Origin of the sequence: Cecembia rubra, assembly GCF_003014575.1 — a bacterium.
Lineage (GTDB): Bacteria > Bacteroidota > Bacteroidia > Cytophagales > Cyclobacteriaceae > Cecembia_A > Cecembia_A rubra.
In genome coordinates this window covers 97,208-109,147 of sequence record NZ_PYGF01000011.1, presented here as the reverse complement: position 1 = coordinate 109,147, position 11,940 = coordinate 97,208, and the positions used below count along the sequence as shown (strand labels likewise).

The following is an 11,940-nucleotide window of genomic DNA, read 5'->3' as shown; positions in this document are numbered from 1 at the left end:
TGATCGCAGATGCTTCAAGGAGCTTGGTGTTTTTTAATTACCTTTGACAATCATGAGAAGAAAACCTTTTACCGTAGTATATGAAGACAACCACCTATTGGTCGTCAATAAAGCAGCCGGAATCCTTGTACAGGGAGACAAAACCAAGGACAAAACACTGACGGATTACTGCAGGGAATATATTGCGGCAAAATACCAGAAACCTGGGGCGGTATTCCTTCATCCCGTGCATAGGTTGGACAGACCTGTAAGCGGATTGGTGGTTTTTGCCCGTACTTCCAAGGGTCTAGAGCGCATGATGGAAGTCTTCCGAAAAAGGGACATCCATAAGGTGTACTGGGCAGTGGTAAAGAATAAGCCCAAGGAAGAAACTGGCAAACTCACTCACTGGTTGGTCAAAGATGAGCAGAAAAATTTCGTAACTGCTTACGATAAGGAAGTTCCTGGTTCCCAAAAAGCCGAACTTAATTACAAAACATTCGGAAAGCTAAACGACCATTGGTTACTGGAAGTGAGGCCTGTTTCAGGCAGACCGCATCAGATCAGGGTACAATTAGCTTCTATGGGTTGCCCCATCCGAGGAGATATCAAGTACGGTTTCCACAAACCCAATCCAGATGGCAATATCAATTTGCATGCCTTCCATTTGGTATTCGTACACCCGATCAAAAAAGAAAAACTCTATTTACGGGCCGCCCTTCCCGAAGAAGCTTTCTGGGAGCAGTATCTGGAATTTGAACCTGTAAAAGCAAAAGACCAGCATCTGGATAATACGTTTAGTGGATAAATTAGGATTCCGGAATAGAAACAAGATTCTGGTAGTGAAAAATTAAACTTAACGCTAAGTGGGTGATAAAAATGAGCAATTCGGGATTAGAACACTAGCATAACCACGAAAGGGTCAATCTTCTCATCAGGCCCAATGTACCTTTAGTGAAGCATTTAGGGAGATTGAACTTTGAACATAAGCTGACATAAAGAAAAAAACCTGAAGTGCTTTTGATGAATTAAAAGCTTGTGCAGGAAATAAAAAAATGAACTCATGAGAAATTTACTATTCTTCATTATTGCATTTATTTTCTTTTTCTCCTGTTCCCCAAAACAGGAACCCAAGACCATTTATTTGGTCCGCCATGCAGAAAAGCAATTGGTAGGTGATGACCCGCAACTGAGTGTGGCAGGTACAGTTAGGGCAAAGAAACTGGCACAGATCCTAGCTGATCAGGAAATCAAGCATGTTTTTAGCACGGACTTTATACGCACAAGAGCTACTGCCCAACCTTTAATAGAGGCACAGCCTGGACTTAGCATTGAAAATTATGATGTAAAAAAACATGATGAGCTGGTCAAAGAACTCCGCCAAAGAAAGGGCAATGTCCTAGTGGTCGGCCATAGTAATACCATCCATCATGTGGTCAATTATTTTGTGCAGGAAGGGGAAAAATACCCCGAACTCCAGGATATTGAGTATAATTTTATTTTTGTGGTGACCTTAGAAAAAGACGGGAGTTCCAAGGTGGAAAGAAAGGTTTACAAAGACTTCAATTAGTTTGTAAGACAATTGGAAAACAAGTGATTAGCAATTCGGATTTTGAAATAAAAAAATATCCCCAACTTTTAACAGTTGGGGATATTTTTTTAAGATTAATACCCTGGGTTTTGATCAGACAAACTGATACCTGGATTCAGATCTATTTCTCTTTGAGGGATTGGAAACAACATATGATGGTCTCTGACATTCCCAGAAAGATTTGGGTAGAACCTTTGGAAATGACTTCTGGTAACTTCCAATAAGGTGCCCCATCTGACCAAATCGTATCTTCTGATTCCTTCAAATGCCAATTCCACTCTTCTTTCTTTTCTAACAGCTTCTCTAAATTGGGATTGACTCAACCCAGGAGTTAAATCCGGCAAACCCGCACGGTTTCTCACTTGGTTAATAGCTGTATAAGCTGCTGCCGAAGGACCTCCTCCAGCTTCATTCGCCGCCTCTGCAAACATTAACAATACATCTGAATAGCGGATGATAGGATAATTCAAGTTTCCTCTCGGAGGGGTAAGCTCTAGATATTTTCCAATGTAAGGTTGGGGAATACAAGGTGAAGGAATACCTTGGCAATTGCCTCTTGGAGCATAATTATTTACAGTTCCATTAGCTAATGGCAATTGGAGCAGGAATGCCGTATTGAACCTAATGTCATTTGGTTCATATGCCTGAACAATATCCGGAGTCGGTTCATTAACACCATTTCCATTACCAGTTGTGGAATTGATACCACGTGGCATAAAAAACTCTTGAAATGAACTTCCCACCCCTTGTAAAGCACTAAACTGAATGGAGAATATATGCTCAACACTATTTTGATTGGCCAACTGAAAAACATCCCTGTAGGAAGCCAGAAGCCTATGTTGGCCGGAATTGATCACTTCCAAAGCCTTATCTCTTGCCAATGCCCAGAAGGGTGAATTGGGATTATTACCTGCCCTTGTCAAATATACCCTTGCCAGCATTGCTTTTGCAGATGTATTGGTCACCTGTCCCTGCAATCTTTGGGTAGCGGGTAAATTTTCAGCAGCTTGCAAATCCGGAATAATTACTTCATCGTAAATCCTATTTACATCTACCCTTGGGCTAGCCACATTATTCACATTGAGTGTTTCTTCAACTTTCAATGGAACTGCCCCATACAATTGGACCAGGTCAAAGTAAAGAAATGCCCTTAAAAATCTTGCTTGGTTTATGATATTATCTCTTTGTTGGGGATTCATATCTATAGATGGAACTCTGCTTATCAATGCATTCGCCCGATTTATAGTAATATATGCGTTTTCATATCTTTCCCTTACAATACCATTGTTTGGATCTACAGTAAATTCATCAATCTGAATCCTATCCTGATTACCTCTGAATTCACCGGTAAATGTATCGTCTGACCCCATATCTCCAATCATGTACTGTCTATCATACATATGGATCAATCTGAAGCCCGCATACACTCCGACCAATGCAGCTTCAGCATCAGTTGCTGTCCTGTAGAAATTTTCAGGGGCTATAAAACTAAATACCTGCTCCTGAAGTGGATCCTCACATGCATTGAACAGCATGCTTATGATCACTATTCCTGTTAAATATATTTTTCTGATTTTCATCTTATTCGAGTTTAAATTTTGACTTTGAAGAATTAGGATTATAAACCAAAATTAACACCCATTATGAATGATCTGGCCATAGGGAATGTTCCCCTGTCTATACCAATACCAATCGGGTTTTGACCTAGCGAATTTACTTCAGGATCAAATCCGGAATAATTTGTAAAGGTCAGGATGTTTTGACCCTGTACATACACCCTACATGACCTCAACCAAGTTATGTTGGCTGTAGGCAAGGTATAACCCAAAGTGACATTCCTTATCCTAAGAAATGATGCATCTTCAATATGTCTGTCAGAAAGTACAAATGGTCTGGTTCTGGAACTAGGCCATTCATTGCTTGGGTTTTGCGGTGTCCAACGGTTCATTACTCCCTTGACATTATTGGTAGCACCGTCATTTCTATAAAGCTCGTGGCTGTTCACATTCCATACATCATTGCCATAAGTACCGTTGACAAAAATGGCAAGATCAAAGTTTTTATAATTAAATGTGTTGTTCATCCCAAAGAAGAATTTGGGCTGGGGATTTCCAATTATGGTCCTGTCATTATTGTCCACTCTACCATCTCCATTGACATCCACATATCGGATATCACCAGGTCCCACTGAACCAAATGAACTACTACCGGGAAGGATTTCATCTCCAACCTGATATATTCCATTTGTCACCATACCAAAAAAGCTTCCAACAGGGGAGCCAACTTGAAGGATACTGGAGTTCCCAATCTGTAAGTGGCCATCTCCTGTGCCTGGAGCAAGTCTGAAAGTTTCTCCAGGACCTAAGGCCAATACCTTATTTCTGTTGAAAGTAATATTAGCATTGGTAACCCACTTCACTTTGCCTGTTAGATTATTGCTATTGACAGACAATTCAAGCCCTTTATTTTCAACACTTCCGATATTCTGGAGAATGGTGGAGAATCCTGTGGACCTTGGAAGGTCAAGGGGCAAAAGCAAATCCTGGGTACGCTTATAATAAGCCGCGGCCTCGAAAAAGATCCTATCCTCTAACAATCCTATTTCTAACCCTGCATTCACCTGATTGGTTTTTTCCCATCTCAAATCAGGATTCGGGATTCTCCCTGGTGCCAAACCTATGGCGATAACACTTCCAAATGCATTCCTTTCTGTATTCAACTGGGAAAGGGACTGATAAAGCCCTATTTCCTGATTCCCTGTCAAACCCCAGCTGGTTGTGATTTTTAAGGAACTCATCCATTTGATGTTGTCCAAAAAAGGTTCATTACTCATGTTGTAGCCAACTGCAGCAGAGGGGAAATATCCCCATTTGTTGCCGGCACCAAATCTGGACGAACCATCAGCCCTGAAGGTACCTGTGAAAAGAAATTTTTCAAATAGGGTATAATTGACCCTTCCAAACCAGGAATCAAGCCTCCACAAACTTCTTCCTGAAAATGGAGTTCCTACAATCTGACCAAGACCTAGGTTATCTGATCCCAAAGCATCTGTTGGAAAATTGGTCGCTGAAGCACCCACAAAATCAACCATTTGGGACTGGCTTTCATATCCGGCCAATAAATTCAGATAGCTTTTGTTGTCAAATTTCCTATCGTAATTCAAGGTAAATGTACCTACTGGGCTGAATACATCTTTCTTTTCCACCAAAGCAGATCCGAAAGCATTCCTTCCCCTGTTATTAGTACTTGGAGCGTAAAAATCCCTTCTTCCCGCCTGATAATCCATACCTCCCGAGGCCCGGAACATCAGGTTATCGATGATTTTCCATTCCAAGAACACACTTCCCAGTACCCTATTTGTGACAGTTTTATTTAAGGTTTCCAATGCATCTTGAACAGGATTTCCTACTTGCTGTGATCCTGGAATTGCACTGTTATCAAAAGTAAAATTTCCATCTGGTCCAAAAACAGGAAGGGTAGGAGAAAATACCAAAGCCCCATTTACCACTCCTCCTCTTGTAATGTCTGTTACTTGTTGGTTATTGACGGCCCTTGAAATTGTCAGGGTATTACCCACCGTAATCTTGTTGTTGATGGTCTTATCAATATTTGCTCTGAATGAGCCTCTGGAAAATCCTGAATTGAGGATTACACCCTCTTGATTGAAATAATTTCCAGAAACTGCATATCTTGTTTTGTTATCACCACCTGAAACCGTGACTTGATGATTTTGAATTGGTGCATCACGGAAAATTTCATCTTGCCAATCTGTGCTGTTATTTCTAAATCCTGCAATTTGTTCTTGGGTAAAAATAGGGGTCTGTCCCCTTCCTACCCTTGCCTCATTTGCTATGGTGGCAAACTCCTCAGCATTCAGCAAAGGTAATTTCCTTGATACCTGTTGTACACCATAATAACTTTCTACATCCACATTGGTAGCTCCGGCTTTTCCCCGCTTAGTAGTGATAATCACTACACCATTTGCACCCCTTGAACCATAAATAGCGGTTGCAGAAGCATCCTTCAAGATTTCCATGGACTCTATATCACCTGGGTTGATATTGGCCAATGCATTTTGTGGTTGAGCACCACCAGTTGTGCCGGGGGCTGTGGCTGCATTGTTGGGGAAAAATGGAATTCCGTCAATTACATACAATGGTTCATTAGAAGCGTTGATGGAGTTACCACCACGTATTCTAATGGATACACCTCCCCCTGGTGCTGCAGAGGCTTGGGTCACCTGAACACCTGCTGCCCTTCCCTGTAAGGCCTGATCAAATGAGGCTACGGCAACCTGTTTGATTTCTTTGGAACCTACAGAGGATACCGACCCGGTAAGATCTGATTTTCTTTGAACACCATATCCCACAACTATTACTTCACCTAAATCCGACACTTGTTGAGCCAGCTGAACATTTATTGTAGTCTGATTTCCAATGGCAATTTCCCTTGTCTGAAAACCTATAAAGGAAAAAACCAAAACCCCTGCATCAGGAGCATTAATAGAATAATTTCCATCCAAATCAGCCACTGTACCGATGGATGTACCTTTCACCGCCACAGTAGTGCCGGGAACGGGCTCTCCCTTGTCATCTGTAACAGACCCTTTTATAATTCTTCCCTGTCCATTGACATGTATGACAATCATGAGGAAGAATACAAAAAGACCCAATTTCTTGTAAATCATTTTTTTCATGGTTAATGGGTTTTGTTGTAAATAGATTGATTGTATCAGATCATCAGTATCTCATGGATCAAAAACTGAAAGGAAACTTTCTATAAAATTCCCGTTTTACTCCTTAACAATCCATAATATTCTGCGACTACCTTAAATTTAAGACTATAAAAATGGGGTTTTGGAGGAGAACAAAATGAATTTACGAAATCGATTTCGGCCTTAAATATTTAACCAAGTCAATAGGTATTGCCGGCAACAGAAAAAATCACATAAAATCGGAGCAATATTTCAAGGGTAATATGCCAAACAAACAGCTTGAAATACAATAATATGTATATCCGCAATTCGACCAGTAACCAATTTAAATTGGGTCTTAAATCAACCTGATATTAATAGATATTGGATCCGCCTCGGCGGACAAGTTATTCATTGATATTGGTTTGAAATCCTTGGTTTATTCTATTGTGATTATTCTACTGGCATGAAAGCGGACAATCATATACAATAAAAAATCGAAACCAGAATAAAACAAAATTGACTAGACCACCCTCACCTCTATTCCCATTTCTTCAAGTTTCTCCCTGTAAATTTCAGGGATCCCCGCATCTGTAATGATCATGTCAATATCTTCCAGGTCACAGATTTTTCCGAAACCTTTTTTGCCGAATTTGCTGGAATCCGCCAGCACTATGGTCCTCTGCACAGCCTTGATCATCTGTGCATTTAAATGGGCCTCCATCATGTGTGATGTAGTCAATCCATAATCCAAACTGATACCATCTACACTTAAAAAAAGTTTAGAGCAGGCAAATTGCTTCAACATTTCCTCAGCATAGTGGCCCACAACCGAACTGCTGCTCTTTCTGACCACTCCCCCTAATTGCACAATCTCCACTTCTGGCGCATCTATAAATGCCAAAGTAACGTTCATGGCAGCAGTCAAAACAGTGAGTTTCCTTTTTTTGGGAATGGCCTGCGCAAAAGCAACCACCGTAGTGCCTGAACCAATGATAATGGCATCATCCTCATCCACCAAGTCCTTGGCAAGCCCAGCAATTTTGGTCTTTTCTTCTACATGTACCAATTTCTTCTCATTGACCGAGCGGTCATTCACATAAGGAGAAACCGGTGTAGCCGATCCATGAGAGCGGTATAGAAGGCCTTTATCCTCAAGTATTTTAAGATCCTTTCTGATGGTCACCATGGTGACATCCAAACCTTTGCTTAGCTCAGCCACACTGACAAAGCCACTTTTATTGAGTTCTTCTAATATATACTTATGCCGCTCTGCTATGGTCATTTGCCTCTACATTTCCCACAAAACTACACCAAATTATTAGGAAAAGAAACCCAATTACAGATCAAACCCTGATTTTTGTTTCTTTTTCTTTCCTTTAATTTCGTTTTTACTTACTTTTGAGAGAAATTAATGTGAAATGGATAGGATAAAAAACATAAAGCAACTCGAAGAGAAAGGAAAAGTGTGGGACATCGCGGTGATAGGCGGAGGGGCCTCAGGATTGGGAGTTGCTCTGGATGCCTTGTCAAGAGGACTATCCGTATTATTGGTGGAAAAAGCAGATTTTGCTAAAGGAACATCAAGCCGAAGCACCAAATTAGTCCATGGAGGCGTGCGATACCTTGCCCAAGGAGATATTGCTTTGGTTTTTGAAGCCTTGAAAGAAAGGGGAAGGATATTACAAAATGCACCGCACCTGACCTACAACCAACCTTTTATTATTCCTATCTATAATTTATTTGATCGGTTCCGGTACAGTATAGGCCTGAAAATATATGACTGGATGGCAGGTCGCTTAAGGCTAGGAAAATCCAGATTTATTTCCAGAGAAGAAACCCTTATGAGATTGCCCAAAATCAAAAAAGAGGGTCTAAAAGGAGGTGTGGTTTATCATGATGGGCAGTTTGATGATGCAAGATTGGCATTAAGCGTGGCCATGACCTGTGACGAAATGGGAGGATGCATGGTGAATTACATGAAGGTAACGAACCTACTAAAAGACCAGAATGGACAAATCAAAGGTCTCAAATTAAGGGATGAACTGGACCATAGCAAATACAAAATTGTGGCCAAAATGGTGGTTAATGCCACAGGTGTTTTTGCCGACAAAATCCTCCAAATGGATCAGCCGGATGCCCCCAAAAGCATCCAGCCCTCTCAAGGTATACATTTGGTGCTTGATCAAGGCTTCCTAGGTGGAAAAGATGCCCTGATGATTCCTAAAACCTCTGATGGACGTGTTCTGTTTGCAGTCCCCTGGCTGGACAAGCTTGTCCTAGGGACTACAGATACATTGAGAGAAAAAGCCAAATTAGAGCCTGAAGTCCTTAGCAGAGAGGTGGAATTTATTTTGGATACTGCAAAGGATTACCTAAGTGAAGCGCCTACCCGAAAAGATGTGAAGGCTGTATTTGCAGGGCTTAGACCTCTTGCCGCTCCAAAAGAAGGAAGTACCAAAACCAAAGAAATATCGCGCTCACACAAAGTAATTGTATCCAAGAGCAAATTAGTTTCCATAACAGGTGGAAAATGGACAACTTTCAGGAAAATGGGAGAAGATACTGTTAATGAATTTTCCAGAATAACCGGGACCCAGCTTCCCCCTTCCAATTCTGCACAAATCCGTTATCATGGCTTCACTCAATCCCCTCAAAAAGGACATTGGAAAGGCTATGGGGCCAATGCCTCACTTATACAGGAATGGATAAAGGACAAGCCAGAACTTGGCCAAAAACTTCATCCTGCTTATCCCTTCACAATGGCTGAAGTTGTCTGGAGCACTCGTAAAGAAATGGCCATGAAAGTGGAAGACATCCTCAGCAGAAGAATAAGGATTTTGCTTTTAGATGCCCGGGCAGCAATTGAGATGGCTCCAAAAGTAGCAGGGTTGATGGCACAGGAACTAAAAAAAGATGAGAAATGGAAAGAAGCTGAACTGGAAGATTTTAAAAAATTGGCAAATAAATATATATTGAAATAGATTGAAATATGCCTTTTTCGAAATACATAGAATTATGCACAAATCAATATTTCAATTGTATTTCCACAATATTTCTACAATATTTCTGTAAGTGAACCAAAACCACCTTTAACCAATCACTGAATTAACCAACAACCCAATGTCCCAATATATCCTATCCCTTGACCAAGGTACCACTAGTTCCAGAGCAATTGTTTTTGACAAAAAAGGCCAAATTGTATCAGTGGAACAAAAAGATTTTAAACAATATTTCCCCAAATCAGGATGGGTAGAACATGATCCTCAGGAAATCTGGTCGAGTCAATCTGCCGTTATGATTGAAGCGCTTGCCAGCGAAGGCATCAAAGCTTCTGAAATTGCCGCCATAGGAATCACCAACCAAAGGGAAACAACGATTGTATGGGACCGGAAAACGGGAAAGGCAATATACAACGCCATAGTTTGGCAGGACAGAAGAACTGCAGGATTTTGTGATGAATTAAAATCAAAGGGAAAAGCTTCGATAATAGCTGAAAAGACGGGATTGGTTCTCGATGCTTATTTTTCAGCTACCAAAATCAAGTGGATATTAGACCATGTCGAAGGGGCTAGAGATAAAGCTGAAAGAGGAGAATTGGCATTTGGAACAGTGGATTCATGGTTGGCATGGAAACTCAGTTCCGGTCAAATACATGTTACGGATATTACCAATGCCAGCAGGACAATGCTATACAATATCCACAAAAGACAATGGGACGAAGACCTCTTGGAGCTTTTTGACATTCCTTCATCCCTCTTACCTGAGGTTAAATCCTCCTCAGAAATTTACGGAGAAACTTCAGGTGACATTCTTTCTCACAAAATACCCATTGCTGGAATCGCCGGGGATCAGCAAGCAGCGCTATTCGGTCAGTTATGTACCCAACCTGGAATGGCGAAGACTACTTATGGAACAGGTTGCTTTTTGGTAATGAATACAGGAGAAAAGCCTGTAAAATCCAACAACCAATTATTGACAACCATTGCATGGGAAGTAAATGGAAAAGTTAATTATGCATTAGAAGGTTCCGTATTTATTGGAGGAGCTGCAATACAATGGTTAAGGGACGGCATTGAATTATTTGGCCATGCTAAAGAAAGTGAGAAACTGGCAATAAGCCTGGAAGATAATGACGGGGTTTACTTTGTTCCTGCATTAGCTGGGTTGGGGGCTCCACATTGGGACCAAAATGCAAGGGGAGCCTTTTTTGGAATCACCAGAGGTACGACCATAGCCCATATGACAAGGGCGGCATTAGAAGCCATCGCATATCAGGTCCATGATGTGATCAAAGCCATGGAGAAAGACAGTGGTGAACCAACAAAAGAACTTCGTGTAGATGGAGGAGCCACTGCCAATAACTTTCTGATGCAATTCCAAGCTGATATTCTTGGATGTAAAATACAGCGTCCAAAAATTATTGAGACAACTGCATTAGGAGCTGCGTTTTTGGCTGGTCTGGCTGTCGGTTTCTGGAAAGATGAAAAAGAGCTAAAGTCACTTTGGCAATCTGACAGAAGTTTTGAACCTGCAATGGATGCAGCAAAAGCGATGAAATTTTTACATTTTTGGCATAAGGCAGTTGAACGATCTAAAAACTGGGTAGAATAATGGATACATATGTAGCAGAATTTGTTGGCACTTCTCTTCTCTTGGCCATGGGTTCAGGGGTTGTAGCCAATGTGGTGCTCAAGGGCACAAAAGGCCATAACAGTGGTTGGATGGTGATCACAACGGCATGGGCATTAGGAGTATTTATCGGTGTTGTCGTGGCAGGTCCATACAGTGGTGCACACCTGAATCCTGCTGTGAGTATAGCACTTGCAATTACCGGTGATTTCCCATGGGCAGAAGTACCGGGATATCTATTTGCTCAAGTTTTGGGGGCTATGTTTGGTTCGGGGATCGCTTGGCTGGTGTATAAAGACCATTTTGATGCTACAGAAGATACAGGTTCGAAATTTGCCCCTTTTGGTACCGCTCCAGCAATCCGCAACTTACCTTCTAACCTGGTTTCGGAAATTGTGGGCACTTCTGTTTTAATAATAGTTATCCTATATTCCACAGAACCAGTCATTCAGGATGGCAATAATACACCTATTGGTTTGGGATCTCTAGGAGCCTTACCTGTGGCATTTCTGGTATGGGTAATAGGTCTTGGGATGGGGGGTACTACTGGCTATGCCATCAATCCTGCCAGAGATTTTGGACCTAGACTGATGCACCAAATCCTCCCCATTAAAGGCAAAGGCCACAGTGATTGGGCTTATAGTTGGGTACCGGTTTTGGGGCCTATACTAGGTGCCTCCATTGCAGCAGGAATTTACTTGCTATTGGGAGTTGGGGGGATGGTTTAGTAAGTGGGATTTCGAATGAAGAATTTTGAGACCTGACAGTATGGGGATTTTCAGAGTTGGCTTTATCAGTTCTTTAGGAAGGTTTTTTTGAACCACAATTTATCCCACTTGCGGGATAGAAACATAGAATACATTATAAAAATCGCGGGAACTTTCCCGGTCAACAAAGCTATGCCCATCAGAAACCAAAACCACCTCAAGTATAGCCAAACTATGTTTTCTATGTAACTATGTGGCCAAAAATCAATCTGAAACTCCTCGGGCCGTTTTTTATTTACCACACAAAGTCATAGATCACATAGTCAGCACCCAACTAC

8 protein-coding genes are annotated in these 11,940 nt (G+C 41.4%); 5 read left to right on the top strand and 3 right to left on the bottom strand.

The features are described from left to right. The first annotated feature begins 52 nt into the window (after window positions 1-52). Complete coding sequence (locus tag CLV48_RS16795) at window positions 53-787, top strand: RluA family pseudouridine synthase (RefSeq protein WP_106568445.1); 735 nt, start codon at window positions 53-55, stop codon at window positions 785-787. 255 nt (window positions 788-1,042) lie between these two features. Beyond that, window positions 1,043-1,549: a phosphoglycerate mutase family protein gene (locus CLV48_RS16790; RefSeq protein ID WP_106568444.1), complete on the top strand. Its 507-nt coding sequence runs from the start codon at window positions 1,043-1,045 to the stop codon at window positions 1,547-1,549. A gap of 95 nt (window positions 1,550-1,644) precedes the next feature. Here CLV48_RS16790 and CLV48_RS16785 read toward each other — a convergent pair whose 3' ends face one another. The 3 genes from CLV48_RS16785 to CLV48_RS16775 all read right to left on the bottom strand — a co-directional run bounded on the left by CLV48_RS16785 (window position 1,645) and on the right by CLV48_RS16775 (window position 7,548). Further along, on the bottom strand, window positions 1,645-3,150 hold the full coding sequence (locus CLV48_RS16785; RefSeq protein ID WP_106568443.1) for a RagB/SusD family nutrient uptake outer membrane protein: 1,506 nt from the start codon (window positions 3,148-3,150) through the stop codon (window positions 1,645-1,647). Window positions 3,151-3,188: 38 nt separating this feature from the next. After that, window positions 3,189-6,266, bottom strand: a complete 3,078-nt coding sequence (locus tag CLV48_RS16780) for a SusC/RagA family TonB-linked outer membrane protein (RefSeq protein WP_106568442.1) — start codon at window positions 6,264-6,266, stop codon at window positions 3,189-3,191. 520 nt (window positions 6,267-6,786) lie between these two features. Continuing rightward, complete coding sequence (locus CLV48_RS16775; protein WP_106568441.1) at window positions 6,787-7,548, bottom strand: DeoR/GlpR family DNA-binding transcription regulator; 762 nt, start codon at window positions 7,546-7,548, stop codon at window positions 6,787-6,789. Window positions 7,549-7,684: 136 nt separating this feature from the next. Between CLV48_RS16775 and CLV48_RS16770 the strand changes: the two genes are divergently transcribed. The 3 genes from CLV48_RS16770 (at window position 7,685) to CLV48_RS16760 (ending at window position 11,623) form a co-directional block, all read left to right on the top strand. Continuing rightward, window positions 7,685-9,247, top strand: a complete 1,563-nt coding sequence (locus CLV48_RS16770; protein WP_106568440.1) for a glycerol-3-phosphate dehydrogenase/oxidase — start codon at window positions 7,685-7,687, stop codon at window positions 9,245-9,247. Window positions 9,248-9,386: 139 nt separating this feature from the next. Continuing rightward, complete coding sequence (gene glpK, locus CLV48_RS16765) at window positions 9,387-10,877, top strand: glycerol kinase GlpK (protein WP_106568439.1); 1,491 nt, start codon at window positions 9,387-9,389, stop codon at window positions 10,875-10,877. Next, on the top strand, window positions 10,877-11,623 hold the full coding sequence (locus CLV48_RS16760; RefSeq protein WP_106568438.1) for an MIP/aquaporin family protein: 747 nt from the start codon (window positions 10,877-10,879) through the stop codon (window positions 11,621-11,623). The genes glpK and CLV48_RS16760 overlap by 1 nt, the downstream gene beginning before the upstream one ends. Window positions 11,624-11,940: the final 317 nt, after the last annotated feature.

Bases quoted from the DNA above. Each gene is read 5' to 3' on its own strand.
- CLV48_RS16790 (WP_106568444.1), top strand. From the start codon at position 1,043: ATGAGAAATTTACTATTCTTCATTATTGCATTTATTTTCTTTTTCTCC.
- CLV48_RS16770 (WP_106568440.1), top strand. From the start codon at position 7,685: ATGGATAGGATAAAAAACATAAAGCAACTCGAAGAGAAAGGAAAAGTG.
- CLV48_RS16795 (WP_106568445.1), top strand. From the start codon at position 53: ATGAGAAGAAAACCTTTTACCGTAGTATATGAAGACAACCACCTATTG.
- CLV48_RS16785 (WP_106568443.1), bottom strand. From the start codon at position 3,150: ATGAAAATCAGAAAAATATATTTAACAGGAATAGTGATCATAAGCATG.
- CLV48_RS16780 (WP_106568442.1), bottom strand. From the start codon at position 6,266: ATGAAAAAAATGATTTACAAGAAATTGGGTCTTTTTGTATTCTTCCTC.
- CLV48_RS16760 (WP_106568438.1), top strand. From the start codon at position 10,877: ATGGATACATATGTAGCAGAATTTGTTGGCACTTCTCTTCTCTTGGCC.
- glpK (WP_106568439.1), top strand. From the start codon at position 9,387: ATGTCCCAATATATCCTATCCCTTGACCAAGGTACCACTAGTTCCAGA.
- CLV48_RS16775 (WP_106568441.1), bottom strand. From the start codon at position 7,548: ATGACCATAGCAGAGCGGCATAAGTATATATTAGAAGAACTCAATAAA.